Source organism: Culicoidibacter larvae (genome assembly GCF_005771635.1).
In the GTDB taxonomy this organism is placed as follows: domain Bacteria; phylum Bacillota_I; class Bacilli_A; order Culicoidibacterales; family Culicoidibacteraceae; genus Culicoidibacter; species Culicoidibacter larvae.
Window position 1 is genome coordinate 100,886 of sequence record NZ_VBWP01000001.1, and the last position, 23,168, is coordinate 124,053.

Here is a 23,168-nt window from a genome sequence, read left to right on the forward strand (position 1 = left end):
CCAACAAAAAAAGAGTGCTTTTACACACTCTTCTCCAAAACTAACTTATTTTGCATTCACAATCGGAATTTCCTTATTACTAAAATAACTCAACACTTCGCTAATCTGCGCCTCAGAAAGCCCGGTCTTATCAATAACAAACAATGAATTCTGCAATAAATAAACCTGAATCACCGTCTCACTCACATAAACCTCTTTAACAAGCGAGTACGGACATTCTTGTGTTTCGCCATTCATCGTTTCAGTGAATGCTTCCGGATAAAACTTATACGTAAGTGTCCCCGTAGGAGTCCTCTTACGAATCATACGAGCAACTTCACGATGTAAGAAATAATCGAATGAAAAAATAGCAAATAGTATCCCGGCAATTAATCCGGCAATAATTAAAACCATTGCCAATGTTCCATATAAATTAAGTGCCAACACAACAATCATTACCACTAAAAATGGCCATGAGCCACGTGAAATCATCAACATAATTTTTCTTCTTTTAGAATGTTGATAGTATGCTTGAGCAGTACGGAATAGCACTTCTTCATTTCTTTCAAACGATATTTCCAAAATAAACACTTCCTTATTGAGATTTAATATCCTAAGTATACCATAACCGAATGCTAAACTACTCAGATTTTTCTAATAAAAAATAATATTGCCCCTCACGGCGCACCCAGTCACCAACATGTCCATGCTCCTCAGCTGCAACCTGAAAGTTTGCCGCCGCTATCCCTAAGTCCAAATACTGAGCAACCGATTCCTTCGCTGGGTAGGCAGTTACATGTTGATCCATATCTACCATAAACCGTGCCGGCTGCCGATTCAGTGCTGACGGTGCAAGTCGAGCAGCTTCCAGAGCAGTATATATCCATGCCGCTGACTTCCTAGGCATAAACTTAGCGATGTCTTCAACATCTTTTCGTTTATGCTGTGGATTCACCCAAACTGCCTTCGCTTTACCAAGCGCAACCGTCACATAGATTTCATAATCATCAGCCATCTGTATTCTTGATAAAACTTCTGAGCCTTTATAAGTTCCGCTGACAAAACACGTCTGTAATCCTAAAAGCGTCAACTCAAGAACAAGCAGTTCTGCTAACTGCCCAACCTTAAATGCCGTTTCAATATCCTGTTTCTTCCCTGAAAAAACAAGCATATATGGAGCATTCACCTTACCATATGACAAAATGAACCCCTTAAACAAATTATCATCAGTATTTTCAATCAAATCAATATTAATTTCATAAGCACTAGATAATAATTCCTTCATTTTTGCTTCTATCATTACCTTCTGCTCATCACTCAACCGAAAATCATGCTCATATTTTCGCTCTGAGTACCGCTGATCAATAACCTCAGATAAATGTTCAAACATCACAAGTCATCTCCTTAAACATTGCTTAATTATATCATTATCAATACAACTTTCAAGTCAATCTTCAAAAATTCATTACTTTTCTATCCGACTTTTCAAATCCTTAAGTTCATCAACGGAAAAATAATATTTCTTATGACAGAAATTACATACTGTTTCAATTGTTTCACCGTCATTAATCATTGATTCCAACTCATCTTTACCAATACTCATCAATGCCGTTTCAAATCGTTCTCTGGAGCAACCACACTCAAAATAAATTTCTTGCGTCTCCAGCACCTCAAAATCATCACAAATCATTGCAACAATCTCTTCAGGCGTTTTTCCATCAGCTAGCAATCCCGAAATCGGCGGCAAATCAGCTAAACTAGCCTCCAATTGGTCTAGTACTGCCTCATCTGTTCCTGGTAAAACCTGAACAATTAAACCTCCGCTGGCTTTAATTGACCAATCAGTATCTACCAAAACACCAACACTTACAGCTGTCGGAACCTGCTCACTTACAGTAAAGTAATATGCAAAATCTTCGCCCAGCTCACCACTGATTATTTCTGTTTGACCAGTGAAATAATCTTTCAAACCAATATCTTTAATAACATAGATAAGCCCCTGTGTTCCGACTGCTCCGCGTACATCAAGCTTACCCTTATCATTCAAAGGTAATTCAACTACTGGATTACTAACATAACCGCGAATTTTACCATCAGCATGGGCATCAACAACAATCTTACCAATCGGGCCATCACCCTCAACGCGAATATTCAATCGCTCTTTACCTTTCAACATTCCGCCCATCATCGCAGCAACACTAATAGTTCTCCCAAATGCTGCACGAACAACCGGCGTCGCGCCATTTAGCTCACACATTTCTTCCAACATATTTGTTGTTTGCGTAACATATATACGAACTTGCTTGTTAAAGCCAAGCATCTTTGTTAAATAATCTGACATTAAATAAAACACTCCTAATTTTTTTTATAAATATAATACGAATAAATTGTTGGCACTAATACCATGACTACTATAAGCACTATTAGCACTGCAAATTGAATAAATCCGACAGGAATTAAAGCTAACGGAATCATAAGAAATCCGCAGATAACCCAGACCTTACCAGCTAGCTGATGGGTTCTATGCCAAACCTTGTCGTTAGCCAAAGTCCATGGCGTTCTAATACCAACAAAATATGTTGGTTGTATTTTAGGCATAAGATTACCTAGAAAAATGAACAATGCCCCTAATCCAATTTGAATAATCATACCCATATTAAGTGTCAAACCAAATGAAACTAAAATTGTTACACCTTGTAACACAACTAGAATCATTAAAATACTAACACGAAACCAACTATAAGTTCTTGAAAATCGCTCATAATTCTTTTTCCGCGGATCAATTCTCGGAACATAGCGTAGCAATAAATACAACAGAAAAATACCAATAGGGATGACCGACAACACAATCAACTTTGAACCGTACTCATCAACCACTCCATTATAGTTCCAATGAATCGGAATTGAATCTGGTAAAAATGGATAAGAAATAGCGGACATAGCCACACTTATACCAATGAGAAAATAATTAACTAACTCAATATTATTCTTTTTCATTGTCTTTTTCCTCACTCTCATTTAATGACATAAACCAAGCAATAACCTCACTAAAAACTGATAAATTAATTGAGTACCATATATGTTGTCCTTTTTTATTATCAATAATTAAGTCCGCTTGCTTTAAGATAGTCAAATGATGAGAAATACTGGGCTTACTCATATTAAAAAATGATGCAATCTCTCCCGCTGTCATATCATTCTTTTTCAACAGCTGCAATATTTCCCGGCGCGTAGGATCCGACAATGCTTTAAAAACACTTTGCATGGAAAAGCACCTCTTTATTTAGATAATTCACTAAATGTTTAATCTAATTGTAATGCTATTTTATTGCAGAGTCAAGAAAAAGCAGATATGTAAAATATCTACTTTTCCAATAATACTACGGCTTGTGCCATAATACCTTCTTCTCTGCCTACAAACCCAACCTTTTCACCAGTAGTTGCCTTTACATTAATTTGATCCATTTCAATGTCGAGTAATGCAGCTATTGTTTCCCGCATAACCAATATATGCGGAGCTAATTTAGGCTTCTGTGCTAGAACTAAGCTATCAATATTAACAATATGATAACCTGCTTCAATAACCAACTTATGAACTTCCTGAAGTAAGAACTTTGAATCAACATCCTTGTATTTAGGATCGGTATCTGGGAAATGTTTTCCTAAATCGCCAAGCGCCAATGCACCAAGCATACTTTCCGCAATCGCATGTAAAAGCACGTCAGCATCTGAATGACCTGCTAATCCCTTATTATGAGGGATTTCCACTCCACCCAATATTAATGGGCGACCTTCAACCAATACATGAATATCAGTAGATTGTCCAATACGTAGCATTCTCTTATTCTCCCTTACTCAACAAATACGTTATTACATCTAAGTCATCAGCCGTTGTCACCTTAATATTCCAACGACTCCCTTCCACAAATTCAATTCGCGCACTATTTACATACTCAACAACTGAAGCACAATCAGTTGCTACAAACTTCTCTGATGCCGCAACCTCATAAGCCTTAATAATCAAATCACTATTAAATGCTTGTGGTGTCTGTGCTTGTACAACCTTCTCGCGATCTATAGTCTTATCAACATCGCCAAAAGCATCAATTAGTTTCAAAGTATCTGTTGCCTTAATTCCAGCAATAACAGCCTTCTCATAAACTAGCTCTTTCTTCATTCGTTCAATTAATTCCAAGTTGATGCACGGACGCGCCCCATCATGAATAAACACAAACTCTGCCTTCACTTTCTTTAGTCCGTTTAATACACTCTCTTGACGAGTCAGACCACCAACCACAAACTCAACCTTCTGCTTATCAATACTTTGTTCTTCAAAATAATCTAGTACGATATCGGTATCCTCGGCGCGACAAACAAAAATAATATTTTTGCAATCCTTGTCCTGTAGAAACACATCTAGTGAATAAGCATAAAGCGGCTTCTCATTCACTTCATAAAAAACTTTGTTATATGATAACCCACTTCGTTGTCCTGAACCAGCCAGTAAAATTATTGCGTCATACATTTTTATCACCTACTGCTTTCCCTGTAATTTCAAAGCCTTTAACAAATCCCCAATCGTTTCAACTGACTTCACATATTGCTTATCTTTAATATGTGTCCAGTTCCCTTTAGGTACAAAAATCTGTTCAAACCCAAGTTTTCTTGCTTCATTAATTCTTTCTTCAATTCGTGAAACGCGTCGAACCTCACCTGTTAAGCCTAATTCACCAATCACAACAGTTGCTGCCGGCAATGGTTTATTATAAAATGCCGAAGCAACACTACAAGCGATACCTAAATCTGCAGCCGGATCAGCAATTTTCATCCCGGCAACAACTTTCAGATAAACATCTTGATTCTGTAGTGCTAATCCAGCTCTAGTTTCCAACACAGCTAAAATCAAAGCAGTCCGGTTATGCTCGATACCTGATGAAGTTCGACGTGGATTACCAAAAAATGTGGGTGCTAAAAGTGATTGAATCTCAATCAGCACTGGTCTTGTTCCTTCAACCGTGGCAACAACACTAATCCCACTCTTCTCCTCCTGACGTTCCTCAAGAAAAATCTCTGATGGATTGATAATCTGCACCAGACCCTCTTCCTTCATTTCAAACACAGCAATCTCATTAGCCGCACCAAATCTATTTTTAACTGTACGCAGAATTCTATACATATCATTCTGCTCACCTTCAAAATATAAAACTGTATCAACCATATGTTCTAGAATCTTCGGCCCTGCAATCGATCCCTCTTTAGTAACATGACCAACCAAAAACGTAGCAATATGCAATTGCTTTGCAATTTTCATTAAATAAGCTGCACTCTCACGAATTTGTGTCACACTTCCTGGCGTATTATCAACTGATTCAACATATACAGTCTGAATCGAGTCAATAATCAAGAACTCAGGATTTTCACTTTCAATACAAGCTAAAATCTGCTCAATACTATTTTCAGCATAAATCAAAATATTATCATCAGCGACTCCCAGCCGCTCAGCCCGAAGTTTAATCTGATACATACTCTCCTCGCCACTAACATATAGAACCTTCTTACCGGTTTTAGCAATATTTTCCGCCAACTGCAGTAACAACGTTGATTTCCCGATTCCTGGCTCGCCACCAATTAGTGTCAGCGAACCAACTACAATTCCACCGCCAACTAACTGATCAAACTCTGACATATTAGTAGCCAATCGTTGCTGATCTTGAGACGGAATTGCATCTATCTTTAATGGCCTAGCAGTTTCAGCAGTATTAATGAAACCTCTATTAGCCTTAGTCTTTTTCACTTCCTTATGTTCCACCATCGAATTCCAGGCACCGCATCCAGGACATTTTCCAATCCAGCGTAAACTCTCAGTGCCGCATTCCTTACAATAGAAAACCGTTTTTTCCTTTGCCATTCAACTACGCCTCCTGTACTCATTTTATCATATCTCATATATTATTTCGAAAAAAGAAAACCATTTTCTCGAAAGAAAATGGTTTTTCATATTTATCCAGTATTCCTCAGCCAGTAAAGACTATATATTACTCATTTTCTTTACGACGCATATGTGGGAATAAGAGAACATCACGAATAGATGCTTGATTCGTCAATAACATAACTAATCGATCAATACCCATACCCATACCGCTGGCAGGCGGCATACCGAATTCTAATGCCTCTACATAATCAATATCTACAACAGCCGCTGCTTCGTCATTTCCACGACGCGCTTCTTCAACTTGCTCTTCAAAACGTTTTAACTGTATAATCGGATCATTCAATTCCGAGAAAGCATTAGCATACTCTCTGGCATCAATAAATAACTCAAAACGATCTGTAAAGCGGTCATCATCTTTGTTTTGTTTCGCTAAAGGTGATACCTCAACCGGATGCCCAAAGATATAAGTTGGATCAAGAATTGCTTTTTCGCATTTTTGCTCAAAGAATTCGTTGATAACATAACCAACTGAAACATGGTGATCTAATAGCTCAACATCATGTTGCTCAGCAAGCTGTTTAGCTTGTTCAAATGTCATTTTCGGCCAGAAATCAACACCAGTTATTTCACGGATAAAATCAACCATATGTACACGTTTCCATCCTCGTGACATATCAATGGTTTTTCCTCCATATGATAATTTTAGTTCACCATTAATTTTTTCTACTAAATCAATAATTAAATCTTCGATTAAGTCCATCATAAAAATATAGTCTGTATATGCTACGTAGATTTCAATAGACGTAAACTCAGGATTATGACGTGTTGAAATTCCTTCATTACGGAATAAACGTCCAATTTCATAAACCTTTTCAAATCCACCAACTAATAGCCTTTTCAAATAAAGCTCTGGCGCAACACGTAAATAGAATTCCATATCAAGTGCATTATGATGTGTTATAAATGGCCGAGCCGTTGCACCACCAGCTATTGGATGTAAAATAGGCGTTTCAACCTCCATATATCCGCGCTCATCAAGATATCTACGGATACCTGACATAATTTGACTACGTACGGCAAATGTATGTCTAGACTCACCATTCATAATTAAATCAAGATAACGACGTCGATATCTCTCTTCGATATCGGTTAAACCATGATATTTTTCAGGCAATGGTCGCAATGCTTTTGACAAGTGAGTAAAATTACTTACTCGTATAGAAAGCTCGCCAACTTTTGTCTTAAACAACATTCCTTGTACACCAACAATATCACCTAGGTCAGCTTTTAAAAACAGTTCAAATTGTTCTTCGCCAACTGCATCTAGTCGCACATAAATTTGGATTTGTCCTGTTTCGTCTTGAACATGGGCAAATCCCGCTTTTCCTTTACCACGTTTCGTCATGATACGTCCGGCTAAAGTGACCTCAACATTTTTTTCTTCAAGTCGTTCTTTATCGAATTGTTCATATTTATCTCTAAGTGTTTCAATACTATGAGTTCGTGAAAATGAGCTACCAAATGGATCAATACCTTTTTCAACCAATTGCTGCATCTTTTCGCGGCGCACCAATTCTTGTTCACTTAATTGACTATCAGTCATACTTTTTCTCCTCCATTTGCTTAGATAGTTTATATTCATTATACATTATTTTAACGATTACAGATATAGCTTTTTAATACTTTCACTAAAAAAAAGAAGCCTCGGCTTCTTTTTAGAATAAATCTTCCATAATTATTGTTTGTTCTCTGTCAGGTCCTATTGAGAATATTGAAATAGGAACACCAACAATCTCGCTCATTGTTTCTAAATACTTTTGAGCAGCAGCTGGTAGTTCTTCAAACGATCTAACACCTGTTATATCTTCAGTCCAACCATCCAACTCAATATATATAGGTTTACACTCAGCAAATTCTTTAACTGTTGAAGGAATATAATCAATCTCCTCACCTCTAAATTCATATCCTTTACAAATATAGAGTTTTTCAATTCCGCTTAATACATCTAGCAAGTTAACTGATATTCCCGTCAATCCACTAATTCTTGCAGCATACTTTACAATAACTCCATCAAACCAACCAATTCTTCTTGGACGTTTTGTCACTGTTCCATATTCACGACCAACTTCACGGATTTGATGGGCAATTTCTCCATCAATCTCTGTAGGAAAAGGTCCCTCACCTACCCGTGTAGAATAAGCCTTCACAATACCTAATACTTTATCAATTGCTTTTGGACCAACACCGCTTCCGATTGTTACATAGCCAGCCGATGGATTTGATGAAGTAACGAAAGGGTAAGTTCCATGATCAATATCCAACATTATTCCTTGAGCACCTTCAAATAATACTTTTGAACCAGCCTCAATTTCATTATTTAAGATATAACTTGTGTCATCAATAAATTGTTTTAACCTTTGTGCATATGCGCGGTACTCTTCAATTACCTCATCAACGTTAAATAAGTTTTTACCATTAAGCGCTAATAATTGATTTTTTTCGCGTACATTAATAGCAACTTTTTCTGCGAAGAGTTCTTCATCAAGTAATTCTCCAAAGCGAATTCCGATACGACTTACTTTATCCATATATGCAGGACCAATCCCTTTTTTAGTTGTTCCTACCTTCTGGCTTCCTTTTTGTTCTTCTTGCAATTCATCAATTGCCATATGATACGGCATAATAATATGTGCGCGATTACTAATCTTAAGGTTTGAGGTATCAATACCTCGTTCATTCAACATGTCAATCTCTTCAATTAGAGTTTTAGGATTAATAACCATACCATTACCAAGAATAACTAATCGCGAATTAAAAATTCCAGAAGGTACTAAACGTATTTTAAATTGCATATCATTAAACTCAACGGTGTGCCCTGCGTTATCGCCACCTTGATAACGCACAACCACGTCAGCTCTTTGCGCTAAAAAGTCAGTTATCTTTCCTTTTCCTTCATCTCCCCACTGGGTTCCGACTACAACAATTCCACTCATTTTGTATCTCCTTTATTATTCATACTTATTTACAATATGTCTCGCTATCCAAACACCGTTAGCCCCTGCTTGGGCCAGTCCACGAGTAACCCCTGCACCATCGCCACCAACATATAAACCTTTTATCTTAGTTTCAAAATATTTATCAATTTCTGGTCGTGCTGAATAAAATTTTGCTTCTACACCATAAAACAGTGTATGGTCGCTTGCAATTCCTGGCGTTACATGATCAAGTGCAGTAACCATTTCAATTAAGCTTTTCATTGTATTATATGGAAGAACTAATCCTAAATCACCGGGAACCGCTTCTTTAAGTGTTGGCTCTATGAACCCTTCCTTTAATCTTTTAGTGGTTGTTCTCCTACCTTTTAAAATATCCCCATATTTTTGAACAATAATTGAACCATTTGATAATTGGTTAGCCAATTTAGAAACTTCATGTGCAAACTCATTTGGTTGATTAAATGGTTCTTCAAATGTATGAGATACAAGTAACGCAAAGTTTGTGTTCTTACTACCTAACTTCGGATCTCGATATGAATGTCCATTTGCAAGCATTGTTCCTGTATGATTTTCAATAACAACATGCCCACTTGGGTTAGAACAGAATGTTCTTACAGAGGTACCCACACTTGTACTAAAAATGAATTTACCTTCATATAAATGTTCATTTATTTCTTGCATAACAATATCACTTGTTTCTACTCGAACACCAATATCAACTTGGTTATTATTAAGTGGAATGTTATTCTTAGCCATAATAGTCTTTAGCCACGTTGAACCATCCCGACCAGGTACAATTACTACATTATCTGCTAGCAGCTCAGTCTCTCCTTTTTTAAGTACAACTCCTGAAACAGTATCATCATTAACAATAATATCCGTGACTTCCGTATTAAAAAAGTAATCAATATATTCTTCAAGATAATTATAAATACTTTTAAGAATCTCAAGATTTTGTTCAGTTCCGAGGTGTCTCACCTCGGCTCGTAATAGCTTTAATCCAACTGCATACCCACGCTTTTCTATATCTTTAACTCTATCAGTTGTTGGATCAGTAATTTCTGGATTTGCTCCATGTTCCAGATTGATTGAATCAACATAGCGTATTAATTCTTCAACTTCACTACGACTTAAGTATTCTTGCATCCATCCGCCGAACTCACTAGTAATATTGAATTTACCATCCGAATACGCACCGGCTCCACCAAAACCACTAGTAATCGAACATGCCGGCCAACAACCTGCGTAATCTTTAATTCCTGCTGCTGGCGGACACTTTTCCAGCTTCTTATCAAGTATCGGACACTGTCTTCTATTAATATCTCTACCTTTGTCAATTAGGGCTACCTTTAGTTTCGGATTCTTGAGATGTAGCTCATATGCTGTAAAGATACCAGCTGGTCCCGCACCGATAATAATTACATCATATTTTTTTGTGTTTGGCATTAATTATTCTCCTTCCAAATAAAAAACCCCGTAGACATACGAGGTTCAACACAAAAATAAACCATTCACTATATTAAGTGAAAAGCAAAATAATGTAACCCCGTAATCTAACAATTCATGGTTGCTAGGTAGAGACTCCCTTTCCATATTAAAGGGATTATACGAGTTTTTTCAATTGTAACTTTATTATAGCATAAATAAAGTCTATATGCTTTCAAATTTTTTATTTCCCGGGAAATATTATTGTGAAATGACCTGCTTTAAGTTTTTGTCAAAGTCTTTTCTTTTTATCAAAAGACTTCGCCCACAATTGCAACATTTTAGTCTTACATCCATTCCTACGCGAAGAATTTCCCATAGATTCTCTCCGCAAGGATGTTTTTTTTTCATAATGACTCTATCGCCAACCTTATATTCCATTGCTTCACCTTATTTTATATTTGTATAGTTTATAACTCTATCAATTACGCGATTTGAAATAGTAGCATAAGAGCCATCAGCTTGAATAATCTCGGTAGTTCTTATACCAATTTTAACCACTACACCTTTAATTGTACCAACTTCGATTGTATCTCCCACAATGAACTGACGCTCTGTAACGATAAGTAATCCATTAATAAAATCAAGAATAATCTCCCTGCCAATAATTCCAAGTGTTAATCCTGTGCCGGTAAAGATTGTGATAAGTGTCTGAAAATTATAATTCGAAAGCTTGTAGATAATTGCCAGGATCACTCCAAACCAGGTGGCATATTGGCATATGGTTACAAATAGTTTAACAACTGTTGCAACTTGTTTCGTTCTATCGTCCATTTCATCTACATCTTTATTAATATGAAAGGCTTTGTAAACAAGCCTTTTAAATATAACAAGTAAAAATATTGTTGCTATTATTACTAAAGCAATTTCTAATATATTTACTAAATTTTTCAATATAAAGTCCCAGACATCTTCTGACCACATATTAATCACTCTATTCTATAATCCCTAATAGTTCAAGAATTCGGTTTAAATCTTCGTCATTAGAAAAGCTCAATTCTATTTTACCTTTTCCATTACTGTAATTGATAATGGACTTAGTACCTAAATTTTCCGCTAATTTTTTCTCTAAATATATAATTTGGTTGCTTTTTGCTTCCTTTTTACTTTTACTTTTTATACTAGTTTTCTTTTGCGGATTAGTTCCATATATAAGCTCTTCTGTTTGTCGTACTGATAGTTCATCTTCAACAATTTGATTAAAAAGATTCTTGATATCTTTTTCGCTCTTACCTACAAGAATTTTAGCATGACCCATAGATAATTCATTATTTATTATTGCGTCTTGAACATACTGTGGCAAAGTAAGAAGTCTTAATGTATTGGTGATGTGAGATCTACTTTTACCTAAACGTTTTCCTAGTTGTTCTTGTGTTAGGTTTAATTGATCAATAAGCATTTGATATGCCTGTGCTTCTTCAATTGCTGATAGATCTTCACGCTGAAGGTTTTCAAGTAGCGCTATCTCCATCATCTCTTGATCATTAAATTCCTTAATAATTGCCGGAATAGTTTCTAATCCAATAAGTTGAGAAGCTCGATATCTTCGCTCACCAGCTAAGATATCATAACCAACTAGGTTTTCTCTTACAATAATTGGTTGAAAAATTCCATGTTCTTTAATAGAACTTGCTAATTCTTCTAAGGCATTCTGATCAAATGATTTTCGCGGTTGATATGGATTTGGTCGTAATTTTTCAATCTCAACTTCAACTATATCATATCCTTGAATATCTTCAATTTCATCATTCAATACATTGAAATCACTATTTGCAAATAGTGCCTCAATACCTTTTCCTAAACGTTTTTGTTTAGCCATGTGCAATCACTTCCCTAGCCAATAATACGTATTCTTCAGCCCCACGACTTCTTGAATCGTAATATATAATTGGCAATCCATGACTTGGTGCCTCGCTTAAGCGAATACCGCGTGTAATTGTTGTTTTATATACCTTCTTCTCAAAAAGCTGTCTAACTTCTTGCTCAATCTCAGTGCTTAAATTTGTATTAGTAGTCATTGTTAACACTATTCCATCAATTGTTAGTTTAGGATTTAAATGTCTTTGCACCAGACGAATTGTGTTCAATAATTGACTAACTCCTTCTAATGCATAGTACTCAGCTTGAATTGGTATTATTAATGTTTGTGCAGCCGTTAGTGCATTTAATGTTAGTAATCCTAATGACGGTGGACAATCAAAGAAAACATAATCATACATTGGCGGTAATTTCATCAATGCATTTTTAAGTCTTAATTCTCTTGCTTCTACTTGTGATAATTCTAAATCCGCACCTGATAAATGTATTCTTGCAGGCACAACATCAAGATTTTTAAACTGTGTCCTAATAATTGTGTTTTTTATGTCTTCTTCATCAACTAAAACATTATAAATACATTTTTTAATACTACCCTTATCAATTCCTAAACCGGTTGTCGCATTACCTTGGGGATCCATATCAATCAATAATATCTTTTTTCCTAATGCACCTAATGACGATGCTAAATTTAAGGTAGTTGTTGTTTTGCCAACACCACCTTTTTGGTTAGTTATTGCAATAATTTTTGTCATGAAGCGGTCCTCCTATCTCAGTCTATTTAAACAAGTTCCAGAAACCGTCATTGCTTTTGTTTTCTTCTTTTTCATCGTCTTCATCTTCAAATAAAAATGAATTACTTGTATTATTAATGTTTTTTAACTTATCAACAAATGATGATTTAGCTCCATATTTTATTGCTTCTTCTTCATTGCTTTCAGCAGTTATTTCTGCTTCTTGTCGCGAAACCTCAAGTAGTTCATCTAACTCTTCTCTACCTTGTTCGGTTGTCTCTTCAGAAGTATTATTTGTTACCTCCGTAAACATAGCTCTAACTCTATCTGCCTGATCTTTTTGATATTCATTTGCACTTTCACTAATGATATCATCTTCAGAATCATCATTTAATAATGTTTGCCAATTTAGGAGTTCATCTTTTTTCTCTTCCTTTTCATTCCCAAAATCATAGATTGTATTATAAATTGAATTTGGTTTCTCTTCAGTAGCTTCAATTGTTTTTACAAACTTCTCTCCAGCTTCTAGCACTTCTGCAGGAACTTCAACTTCTTCCCCGTCATTATAATAAGACTCATAGATTGAATTATAGGTAGTTTCGAGATTTAACTCTGTTGTTTTAAATAAGTCATCTTCTTCAATGGCATCTTCTACTTTTATAATTGGCTCGTCATTATTTATGTGTTCTTGAACTTCATTAAACAATTCTTCGCTTTCAGTTGAAGTTGGTGTATGACTATCATTTCCATAATTAGCATTATAAACAAAGTGAAATGTATTTGTAATATCTAACTCATTTTCGGATTCTTCTGATTTGTTCTCTTCTATTAAATCAGTTACTTCTTCTTCACCTTCAAGTTTTAAATTGTCAAAAAAGCTTATGTCTAATCCTGCAAACTTTGTTTCTAAATCATCACTTAGTTCAATTTCTTCTCCATCATTTATCAGGAGTTTATCTGTAACTTCTTCAGCAGTTTCATCAAGTGTCTCATGCTCAATAGCAGATGCTTGTTCTTCGGTATTAACTACTTTATCAATTTTTTCAACATCTTTATGTTCGATGTTATTATTTTCTTCCTCTAATTGAATAACTTCTTCTCTATCAGCTTCTGTTTCAATTTGAGTATTCTCTTCAGGAGAAGCGTCAATATTTATTGCCTCTGTATTTAAAGCCTCGACAACTATATCATTATTCGCTTCTAAGCTAACCACATTATTTAGCGCAAGATCATTTGATTCTTCTGCTACATCATCTGTGGCATGTTTATCAATCTTAATTGTTACCTCATAGTAACTATCATTCTCTTGTTCATTGATTTCAGCCTTATGTCCAAATTTTTCAATTGTTTTCAATGATTTTTTTACTGTATTAATTGCTAATCTAACATCATTAGCATAGCCTTTAATTCTTACTTTAGTTTTTACATCTTTAACATTCTTAGTATGCGAAAGTTTTTCCTCAATAATTCTTTCCGTTTCTGCTACAGTTAAATTATCTTTAATAATTTTCTCTAACATTACCGAGCGAGCAGCGTCAGTCTCAAATTTAAGCAAGGCTCTGGCATGTCTTTCAGAAATACTTTTATCTTTTAATGCATCTTGGATGTCTTCTGGAAGTTGCAACAAGCGCATTTTATTTGCAATTGCTGACTGCGACTTACCTACCATTTTTGAGACTTCATCCTGAGTTAAATTTAATAAGGTTGCTAATCTCTGATATGATTTTGCTTCCTCAATTGGATTTAAATCCTCGCGTTGGATATTTTCTATGACAGCTAATACTGCAGAATCCTTCGCTTCTAGATCTTTTATAATAACTGGGATTACTTCAAGTCCAGCTATTTTTGACGCACGAAAACGACGCTCTCCAGCAACAATTTCATACATATTTTCTCCTGCAGTTCGTACAACAATTGGTTGAATAAGACCATATTGTTCAATTGATTCTGCAAGTTCCTTTAATGATTCTTCTTCAAATGTTGTTCTTGGTTGATATCTGTTAGCAACAATCTGATTTATTTCTATTGTAGTAATGATCTCTTCTTTATCTTTTCTATTAAATAAAGCCATTGTATTTCCTCCTGATTTCTATAGTGGGTTCTTCTTTATTTTTGAAAATAATCTTGGGTATTTTCCCGGAGATTTTTTTATTTTAGTAATAATATGAATAACACGTTTACTTTCATCAAATGGTAAGTGGAATTCAATCGTTTCACTGAGTTCCGCACCAAGCACTTTACATGCATTTTTTGACTCAATAAGTTCGTTTATTCCATCTGCTCCTTTTAAAGCAATAAATCTACCACCGATTTTAACAAATGGAATGCATAATTCACTAAGAACATTCATTCGTGCAACTGCTCTTGCAGTTACAATATCATACTCTTCTCTATGTTCTTTAATAAAGTCCTCTGCTCTTGCATGATATAACTCAACGTTGGTAAGCCCTAATTTATTTACAACTTCATTTAAGAATACTATTCTCTTATTCAGTGCATCAACTACTGATATTTGTAAGTTAGGAAAAACAATCTTTAATGGAATGATTGGAAAGCCTGCACCACTACCAATATCACAAATCTTAAATTCATTATTTAAATCAATATATTTTCCTAAAACAATCGAGTCATAGAAATGCTTCCAATATACTTCTTTTTTTTCGGTAATTGCAGTAAGATTCATTTTAGTGTTCCACTCAACGAGTAAATCATAATAATCCGTGAATTGTTTGAGTTGTTTATCCGTTAAGTCTGGATATATTTCTTTAAGGACAAAATCATAATTGTTATTCAAATTTTCACCTCCGATATTTCCCGGGAAATATTTTATTGAACTATCTTATATTTTACACTTTTATTACCTATATATCAACTTTATACCATAAAAAAGCAATAAAAAAAGGCTTGCAAATTTGCAAACCAATTTATATCTGATTAGTCCTCTAATAATTTTTCTCCTGGAGTCCAGCCACAAGGCGCCAAACCACCGCTTTGGAATGCTTCCAAAAGTCTAATTACTTCATCAACATTTCTACCAACATTATTGTCATTAATTGTAGAGTGTACTAATTTTCCTTCTGGATCAATAATGAATAATCCACGAAGAGCAATTCCTTCTTCTTCAATTAAAACACCGTATGCTTCTGAAACTTGATGATTAGCATCTGAAGCCATAGGATGTTTTATTTTCCCAAGTGCTGGAGTATTAGTCCAAGCTAAATGTGAATATTCAGTATCTGTTGAAACAGCAATTACTGAAGTGTTTAATTTTTCAAACTGCTCATTAGCATCGCTCATGGCTTTGATTTCTGTAGGACATACAAAAGTAAAATCTTTTGGATAGAAGTATAATACTGTCCATTTTCCATTATCTAAGTTTTCTTGTAATGAAACATTACCAAAACTTCCATTAGGCAATAATGCCAACATTTCAAATTTTGGAGCAGGTTTTCCTACTCTTGCTAATTGAATATAGTATTCATTTTCGTTATTGCATTCACAGCACATAATTTAATTCCTCCAATTAATATATTATTTTAAATATGAAGTAAGCATCCAGTGTAATTTTTGATACTCACCAGTATAACCAATAAACATGTCGTTTGTAACTGAGTCATCTGCTTCCTCAGCAAGAACTGCTAATTCTTTCGAATCTTTGATTAATTGTTCAATATCTGCTATTAAAATTTCAACAGCAAGAATTCCATTTACATCTTTATCATAACGTTCTGAAATAGTAGATAATTCTAACACTTCTTTTAAATTTGCAACCGGATATTCATTAACAGATAACAAGCGCTCAGCTACATCATCAATAATATCCGCTGTTTGATCATAAATCTCTTCAAATTTTTCATGTAATGAAAAAAATTGATGACCTTTTACGTACCAATGTAAGTTATGAACTTTCATGTACATCACTGTTTGGTTGGCTAGAAACACGTTCATCTTTTGATATAAATTCATTTCTTTTCCTCCTGATTTTGTAATGATTACAATATTATAATAAACCCAATTCAATGTTTTGTCAAGAATTATACTTACGTATTTTTACAATCCGGACATAATCCTTTAAATTGAATATTTTTTTCTGTAATTTCAAATCCACTCAAATCTTTACTTATTTGATCATCAATTTTTAAATCAACATCAAATATTTTTTGACAACTCTCACACTTAAAGTGTCCATGTGTTGTTTGCTGATAAATATCATATCTTAATTCATTCAAATCAATCCCTAGTGCTTCAATTATTTTATGCTCAATGAATAAATTTAGTGTATTATATACTGTTGTTTTTGAAAGCGATGGAATGTAGGGATGTAATTCATCATAAATCATTCCTACACTTGGATGATTATGATTTTTGTAGAAATATTCCAATATTCGAACCCGAGCATATGATGGTCTAATTTCTTTTTCTCTTAGTATTTGCTCAATTTCGCTTCTGCTTGGGATGGTCCGCATACAAGGCAACCCCCTTTTCTATATTCTTTTTTCATTATACTACATTTCAAGGTTACATTGCCAGTGAACCTATCTATTTTTTATATATATAGACAACATGCTAATATCTACAGGATTCACTCCAGATACTCGAGAAGCTTGCCCTAATGTAATTGGTTGAATCTCTTTTAGTTTTTGTCGTGCCTCTAAGGCTAAGTTAGGTACTAGATTATAATCGATATTTTGAGGTATCTTTTTCTTCTCGAGTTGTTTAATTCTATCAACTTGATTTTTTGCTTTTCTGATATAACCGTCATACTTTATTTGTATTTCAATTTGTTGTTGAATTTCTTCTTTAACATTATCAAGTTTTATTCTAGTATATATTTCATACTCCTGCATTATTTTTAATAAATCAATTGCGTTTTTGTATGATAGTTCCGGCCTCTTCATAAGATCGTATAAACTGATTCCGTCCTTTAACTTACTTGAACCAATATTACTTAAATATTCATTTATTTTGATCTTTGTCGTTATTTTAATTGTTTTTATTTTTTCAATATATTCATTTATAGTAGCACATTTTTTTTGGAATTCAATATATTGTTCATCTGATATTAGTCCTATTTCATGTCCTATTTTTCTTAATCTTAAATCAGCATTATCATGTCTGAGCAATAATCTATATTCCGCACGTGATGTTAATAATCTATAAGGTTCATCGGTACCTTTAGTAACTAAATCATCAATTAATACCCCAATATAGGCTTCATCTCTACTTAAAATTAATGACTCTTTATTTTCAATTTGCAATGCTGCGTTAATACCGGCTATCAAACCTTGACCTGCAGCTTCTTCATAACCACTTGTTCCATTTATTTGTCCTGCAGAAAATAGTCCAGATATTTTTTTTGTTTCTAGACTTGGCCAGAGTTCGGTTGGAATAATTGCATCGTATTCAATTGCATATCCATACTTAATTATTTCGCAACGTTCTAATCCAGGAACAGTACGAATAAACTGATTTTGAATATCATTTGGTAAACTTGTCGAAAGACCTTGCAAATATATACTATCCGTATGTAGACTTTCTGGTTCCAAAAAAATTTGATGTCTTTCTTTGTCAGAAAAACGAACTAATTTATCTTCAATTGATGGACAATATCTAGGACCTTTCCCCTCGATTAAACCAGAGTACATTGCAGACTTGTCAATATTATTATTAATAATTTCATGAGTTTCTTTATTTGTATATGTTAAATAGCAAAGTTCTTGAATGTTTTTGTTAGCGGAAATATTATCAAAAGAAAAGTTTCTTTTGATTGAATCACCAGGTTGAGGAGTAGTCTTCGTAAAATCTATACTATCTCTTTTAACTCGAGCAGGAGTTCCGGTTTTTAATCTAAATAAATTTATTCCTAACTCACGTAAGTTATTCGAAAGGCTTGCCTTTGTTGGTTGACCTCCTGGGCCACCTTCTTTCTTCGTATGACCAACTAAGATATGTGAATGCATATATGTTCCAGTTGTTAGCACTACTTTTTTAGCCTTTATTTCTCTGCCGTCAGCAAGTAGTACTCCATGAATCTTATTATCCTTAACTACTAATTTATCAACAAATGCCTCAATAATTGAGAGATTTTCTTGATTTTCTAATATTTCAATCATTCTTTTAGGATATTCAATAACATCAGCTTGTGCGCGAAGAGACCAAACTGCCGGTCCTTTACTTAAATTCAACATTTTCATTTGAATATTTGTTTGATCGGCTACTTTTCCCATAACACCACCTAAAGCATCAATTTCTCTAACTACAATACCTTTAGCTGGCCCACCAATAGATGGGTTACATGGCATATGTGCAATCATTTTTTTATTAGAGGTTATCATTGCAACTTTATGTTGCATTTTTGCAGCAGCAATGGCTGCCTCACAACCAGCGTGACCACCACCAACTACAATTATTTCATATTCCATTATATTACTCCCTTACAAATATTTCCCGGGAAATATTATTTTCCTAAACAAAATTTACTAAACAACTCATCTAGTAATTCATCTTTCACTGAATCTCCAAGGATCTCTCCTAAATAATCCCAAGCATTTTTTATATCAACCTCTGCAATATCAATAGGCATTCCTAATTTGACATTATTTATTGCAGATTTTAGACTTTTTTTCGACTCTTTTAGTAAGTGTATATGTCTTGAGTTTGATAAATATGTAAGATCTTTATTTCCTATTTTATTTAGTTGAAATAGTTTTTTTATTTTGTTATTTAGTTCTTTAAATCCAACATCATTTAATGCTGATATTTTTAAAATATTATTACTTTCTATTGTTACGTAGTTTATTTTTTGTTCTAAATCTGATTTATTTACTAAAACAATATGATTTTTATTTTTCACTTTATTATATAAATCAATATCTTCTTCTGTGAGCTCTTCATTTCCATTCAAAACAAATAATATTAGCTCTGCTTCATCTATCATTTTTTTTGATTTTTCAATTCCAATTTCTTCGATTACATTATCTGTTTTTCTTATTCCAGCAGTATCAATTAAATGTAAGACAATTCCACCAATTTTTATTTCACCTTCGACAATATCACGTGTTGTTCCTTCAATATGGGTTACAATTGCTTTATCTTCTTGTAATAAATTATTCAATAAACTTGATTTACCAACATTTGGGCGACCAATAATCGCTGTTTTTATTCCTTCTCTAATTACTTTACCGGTTTTTGAGGCTTCTAGTATTATATCCATTTCATTTATTATTTCTTCCATTTTCGGAAATAAATCTGTATTAGTCATTTCAATTACATCATCATATTCTGGGTAATCTATATTAACTTCTATGTGTGCTATAATGTCCAATATTTTTTCTCTTAGTGTTTTTATTAATAATGATAATTTTCCATCTAAACCTTTATTTGCTAATACCAGTGATTCTTCTGTTTTTGAATGAATAATATCCATTATTGATTCAGCTTGTACTAAATCAATTCTTCCATTTAGAAAAGACCTTTTTGTAAACTCACCTGGTTCAGCGATTCTTGCTCCTTGATTTAATACAATTTCTAATATTTTTTCAGTCGCATATATTCCACCATGACAATTTATTTCGATAATATCTTCCCGTGTATAGGTCTTAGGTGCTTTAAAAAGACTTACTAAAACTTCATCAACTATTGAATTCTCATCAGGATCAACAATCTTTCCGTAATGAATTGTATGACTACTCTGTTCTGTCAGATTTTTAGTAAATATAGAATTTATTATTTCGATTGATTTACTCCCGCTTATTCGTATTATTGAAATAGCTGATTCACCAAATGCAGTTGAAATCCCTGCAATAGTATCTTCAAACATATTTATCATCCTTTGCCTTTTCTATATTATCATATTTTTACTATTTTTTGTTTGAAAAACCCTTGTTTTTTTAAACAAGGGTTGAATGTTATTTCAATTTAATAACTATATGTCTATCTGGTCCTTCACCAGCACTTTCTGTAGTAACGAATTTATCATCCATAAGTGCTTCATGAATAATTCTTCTTTGATATGAATTCATTGGTCTTAGATCCATATCTTTTTTATATTTTGCTACCTTATGAGCAATTCTAATTGCATACTGTATTAACTTATCATTATTATCTTTTCTATATCCTGAAACATCAACAAAAATATGTAAATTTTGATTTGGAAAATGATTTCTGATTATTTGACTAATTAAGAATTGAATTGCTTGAAGTGTTTGTCCATCTTTTCCAATTATTAATCCATTTTGATTACTATTTATTTCTAATGTAATTCTGTCATTAACAAAAGTTCCTTTTACTTCAACTTGATCAATATCCATTTTAGTAAGAATTTCTGTCAAAAATACAATTATGTCATTAACAATATCATTTTTGGTTAAATATTCAATTGCTGCCGGTTTTGAACCCATTCCTAAAATTCCAGATTTTCCTTCATCTATAATAGTATAGATAAGTTCATCTTCATTAATACTATATTCTGTGAGTACCTGTTGAATTGCGTTCTCTATTGATTTTGATTCTATTTTTTTAAACTTAAGCATATTCCTACTCACCTCATATATTTTTTATTTACTTTTAGATTTTATATGGTTCATAATGACTGTACGAATAATTGTAATAATATTTCCTGTAGTCCAGTATAATGATAAACCTGCTGATGCATTCCATAAAATTGCTAACATCATAATAGGCATAATCATCATGGTTAATGCTGTTGGATTTTCCTTGAAATTTAAATTTCTTTGTTCTTTTGGTAAACCAATAAATAGTGAAATTAACATTGTAACAATTGATGCAATTGCGAACCATCTGAAAATACCATCTTGTGCAACTCCTAATGTAACACCAAATAATGTACCAAAATCAGGATTTTGTAAAATTTCAGTTCTTTGAATTGCATAGAAGAATGCTGATAATAATGGTAATTGTACAAACATCAGTACAATCATTGGCAAACATCCACCAAGCATACTTGTACCACTACGTTGATAAACTGCTTGCATTTCCATATTCAGTTTTTGAGATTGAACCGGATCGCTTTTATAATTAGGATATTTATCTTGAATTTTTTTAATTTCAGGCTGAATTTTAGACATTTTCATTGTACTCATTTGACTCCAAATATCTAATGGAAGGACAATTAAACGTACAACAATAGTAGAAAGAATAATACCAATACCACCGTTACCTGTTAAGTTGGTAAAGAACGTGATCATTGCTGACAGTGGGAATACAATATAATCAAACAATCCTTCTGGAACAGAACCATCTGTAATTGTAGCTGTGCTACACCCTGTAAGTACCACTAACATTATAACAGCAACAATTGCTAGCTGTATTTTATGTTTTTGTTTTAAAGACTTCATAAATTGCGTATCTCCTTTAAATTAGAAATAAATTTATAATAAATTATAAAATTATTTTTTTAACTTTTATCCTTATATATTATTGTATGCTTTTTCAAGACATTTTCCAAGCTATTTTTTATTTCTATATATGAAAACTTTAAAATAGATGCCCGGGCAATAATAACAAGATCAAATCCTTCATTAAAATCTTGCTTAATTTCATCGGTTGCAGCCTTTACTTTTCTTCTTAATAGATTTCTTATATGAGCCTTACCAATCTTTTTTCCAACTAAAATTGCAAATCTGTTTTTATTTAAAGAATTCTTTTTTGTATATACAACAAAATCACGATTTTTTTTAATCAAAGGAGATTTTAAAATCGCTTGTATATCTTCATTCTTTTTTATCATTTCACTTCTCTTCATCAAAATACCTCTTTTATTTTTTATTGTATTGATGAAAAAAAACCACTGCTAGCAGTGGTTTAATATTAAGCTGATAACACTTTACGTCCTTTTAAACGACGACGTTTTAAAATATTACGCCCGGTCGGAGTACTTATACGAGCACGAAAACCGTGTTTTTTACTTCTCTTCCGTTTATTTGGTTGAAATGTTCGTTTCATACGGACACACCTCCTATGGATGTTTTTTCTTCATCTACATGCTTATCAATTATATATAATATCAAGAAACTATGCAACCTTTTTTTGTATTTATTTGTATAATAACTCATTTTTTTAACTTTTCTGATAACAAGTGGATAAAAAATAAAAATGTGGATATTTTTTTTATAAAAATTAGATAATCTTCACTTATATACATATTTTGTTGAAAAATATTTAAATCCTTTGATTTCATGTGGAAAAGATAATAAAGCTATATAAAAA

General features: G+C 33.3%; 26 protein-coding genes and 1 riboswitch. All 26 genes read right to left on the reverse strand.

What is annotated here, in order from left to right:
* Positions 1 to 45 precede the first annotated feature (45 nt).
* Positions 46 to 561, reverse strand: a complete 516-nt coding sequence (locus tag FEZ08_RS00605) for a YcxB family protein (protein WP_138189760.1) — start codon at positions 559 to 561, stop codon at positions 46 to 48.
* A gap of 58 nt (positions 562 to 619) precedes the next feature.
* Positions 620 to 1,369, reverse strand: coding sequence for a nitroreductase family protein (locus FEZ08_RS00610; RefSeq protein WP_138189761.1), 750 nt, complete (start codon positions 1,367 to 1,369; stop codon positions 620 to 622).
* 75 nt (positions 1,370 to 1,444) lie between these two features.
* Entirely contained in the window at positions 1,445 to 2,320 is an 876-nt protein-coding gene (gene hslO, locus FEZ08_RS00615; RefSeq protein ID WP_138189762.1) for an Hsp33 family molecular chaperone HslO, read from the reverse strand.
* A gap of 14 nt (positions 2,321 to 2,334) precedes the next feature.
* Positions 2,335 to 2,976 (reverse strand): SdpI family protein, encoded by a 642-nt coding sequence (locus FEZ08_RS00620; protein ID WP_171014858.1) that lies wholly within the window; start codon positions 2,974 to 2,976, stop codon positions 2,335 to 2,337.
* A complete protein-coding gene (locus FEZ08_RS00625; protein ID WP_138189764.1) occupies positions 2,963 to 3,244 on the reverse strand; it encodes an autorepressor SdpR family transcription factor in 282 nt (93 codons plus the stop codon). The genes FEZ08_RS00620 and FEZ08_RS00625 overlap by 14 nt, the downstream gene beginning before the upstream one ends.
* A gap of 98 nt (positions 3,245 to 3,342) precedes the next feature.
* Positions 3,343 to 3,816: a 2-C-methyl-D-erythritol 2,4-cyclodiphosphate synthase gene (ispF, locus tag FEZ08_RS00630; RefSeq protein WP_138189765.1), complete on the reverse strand. Its 474-nt coding sequence runs from the start codon at positions 3,814 to 3,816 to the stop codon at positions 3,343 to 3,345.
* A 4-nt stretch (positions 3,817 to 3,820) separates the two neighbouring features.
* Entirely contained in the window at positions 3,821 to 4,504 is a 684-nt protein-coding gene (gene ispD, locus FEZ08_RS00635; RefSeq protein ID WP_138189766.1) for a 2-C-methyl-D-erythritol 4-phosphate cytidylyltransferase, read from the reverse strand.
* Positions 4,505 to 4,513: 9 nt separating this feature from the next.
* Positions 4,514 to 5,887, reverse strand: coding sequence for a DNA repair protein RadA (gene radA / locus FEZ08_RS00640; protein ID WP_138189767.1), 1,374 nt, complete (start codon positions 5,885 to 5,887; stop codon positions 4,514 to 4,516).
* Between the two features lie 127 nt (positions 5,888 to 6,014).
* A complete protein-coding gene (gene lysS / locus FEZ08_RS00645) occupies positions 6,015 to 7,514 on the reverse strand; it encodes a lysine--tRNA ligase (protein ID WP_138189768.1) in 1,500 nt (499 codons plus the stop codon).
* 112 nt (positions 7,515 to 7,626) lie between these two features.
* The gene (locus FEZ08_RS00650; RefSeq protein ID WP_138189769.1) at positions 7,627 to 8,904 is read right to left on the reverse strand and encodes an adenylosuccinate synthase; all 1,278 of its coding nucleotides are present in this window, start codon (positions 8,902 to 8,904) and stop codon (positions 7,627 to 7,629) included.
* A gap of 15 nt (positions 8,905 to 8,919) precedes the next feature.
* A complete protein-coding gene (locus FEZ08_RS00655; RefSeq protein WP_138189770.1) occupies positions 8,920 to 10,353 on the reverse strand; it encodes an NAD(P)/FAD-dependent oxidoreductase in 1,434 nt (477 codons plus the stop codon).
* A gap of 83 nt (positions 10,354 to 10,436) precedes the next feature.
* Positions 10,437 to 10,538, reverse strand: a riboswitch (purine riboswitch).
* 55 nt (positions 10,539 to 10,593) lie between these two features.
* Complete coding sequence (locus FEZ08_RS12625; protein WP_138189771.1) at positions 10,594 to 10,773, reverse strand: DUF951 domain-containing protein; 180 nt, start codon at positions 10,771 to 10,773, stop codon at positions 10,594 to 10,596.
* A 9-nt stretch (positions 10,774 to 10,782) separates the two neighbouring features.
* Positions 10,783 to 11,316, reverse strand: a complete 534-nt coding sequence (locus tag FEZ08_RS00665) for a mechanosensitive ion channel family protein (RefSeq protein WP_138189772.1) — start codon at positions 11,314 to 11,316, stop codon at positions 10,783 to 10,785.
* Between the two features lie 10 nt (positions 11,317 to 11,326).
* On the reverse strand, positions 11,327 to 12,211 hold the full coding sequence (locus tag FEZ08_RS00670) for a ParB/RepB/Spo0J family partition protein (RefSeq protein WP_138189773.1): 885 nt from the start codon (positions 12,209 to 12,211) through the stop codon (positions 11,327 to 11,329).
* Positions 12,204 to 12,962 carry a ParA family protein gene (locus tag FEZ08_RS00675; RefSeq protein WP_138189774.1) on the reverse strand — a complete coding sequence of 253 codons (759 nt, stop codon included), beginning with the start codon at positions 12,960 to 12,962 and terminating at the stop codon, positions 12,204 to 12,206. The genes FEZ08_RS00670 and FEZ08_RS00675 overlap by 8 nt, the downstream gene beginning before the upstream one ends.
* Before the next feature lie 22 nt (positions 12,963 to 12,984).
* Positions 12,985 to 15,012 (reverse strand): ParB/RepB/Spo0J family partition protein, encoded by a 2,028-nt coding sequence (locus tag FEZ08_RS00680; protein WP_138189775.1) that lies wholly within the window; start codon positions 15,010 to 15,012, stop codon positions 12,985 to 12,987.
* A gap of 18 nt (positions 15,013 to 15,030) precedes the next feature.
* Positions 15,031 to 15,735, reverse strand: a complete 705-nt coding sequence (gene rsmG, locus FEZ08_RS00685) for a 16S rRNA (guanine(527)-N(7))-methyltransferase RsmG (RefSeq protein ID WP_138189776.1) — start codon at positions 15,733 to 15,735, stop codon at positions 15,031 to 15,033.
* Positions 15,736 to 15,875: 140 nt separating this feature from the next.
* Entirely contained in the window at positions 15,876 to 16,448 is a 573-nt protein-coding gene (locus FEZ08_RS00690) for a peroxiredoxin (protein WP_138189777.1), read from the reverse strand.
* Positions 16,449 to 16,472: 24 nt separating this feature from the next.
* Positions 16,473 to 16,907: a Dps family protein gene (locus FEZ08_RS00695; RefSeq protein WP_138189778.1), complete on the reverse strand. Its 435-nt coding sequence runs from the start codon at positions 16,905 to 16,907 to the stop codon at positions 16,473 to 16,475.
* Between the two features lie 74 nt (positions 16,908 to 16,981).
* Positions 16,982 to 17,407, reverse strand: coding sequence for a Fur family transcriptional regulator (locus tag FEZ08_RS00700; protein WP_138189779.1), 426 nt, complete (start codon positions 17,405 to 17,407; stop codon positions 16,982 to 16,984).
* Between the two features lie 69 nt (positions 17,408 to 17,476).
* Positions 17,477 to 19,363, reverse strand: coding sequence for a tRNA uridine-5-carboxymethylaminomethyl(34) synthesis enzyme MnmG (gene mnmG, locus FEZ08_RS00705; protein ID WP_138189780.1), 1,887 nt, complete (start codon positions 19,361 to 19,363; stop codon positions 17,477 to 17,479).
* Positions 19,364 to 19,398: 35 nt separating this feature from the next.
* Positions 19,399 to 20,760, reverse strand: a complete 1,362-nt coding sequence (gene mnmE / locus FEZ08_RS00710; protein ID WP_138189781.1) for a tRNA uridine-5-carboxymethylaminomethyl(34) synthesis GTPase MnmE — start codon at positions 20,758 to 20,760, stop codon at positions 19,399 to 19,401.
* 88 nt (positions 20,761 to 20,848) lie between these two features.
* The gene (jag, locus tag FEZ08_RS00715) at positions 20,849 to 21,472 is read right to left on the reverse strand and encodes an RNA-binding cell elongation regulator Jag/EloR (protein WP_138189782.1); all 624 of its coding nucleotides are present in this window, start codon (positions 21,470 to 21,472) and stop codon (positions 20,849 to 20,851) included.
* A 24-nt stretch (positions 21,473 to 21,496) separates the two neighbouring features.
* Complete coding sequence (locus FEZ08_RS00720; protein WP_138189783.1) at positions 21,497 to 22,297, reverse strand: YidC/Oxa1 family membrane protein insertase; 801 nt, start codon at positions 22,295 to 22,297, stop codon at positions 21,497 to 21,499.
* A 59-nt stretch (positions 22,298 to 22,356) separates the two neighbouring features.
* The gene (gene rnpA / locus FEZ08_RS00725; protein ID WP_138189784.1) at positions 22,357 to 22,704 is read right to left on the reverse strand and encodes a ribonuclease P protein component; all 348 of its coding nucleotides are present in this window, start codon (positions 22,702 to 22,704) and stop codon (positions 22,357 to 22,359) included.
* 65 nt (positions 22,705 to 22,769) lie between these two features.
* Positions 22,770 to 22,904 (reverse strand): 50S ribosomal protein L34, encoded by a 135-nt coding sequence (gene rpmH, locus FEZ08_RS00730; RefSeq protein WP_138189785.1) that lies wholly within the window; start codon positions 22,902 to 22,904, stop codon positions 22,770 to 22,772.
* Between the last annotated feature and the right edge of the window lie 264 nt (positions 22,905 to 23,168).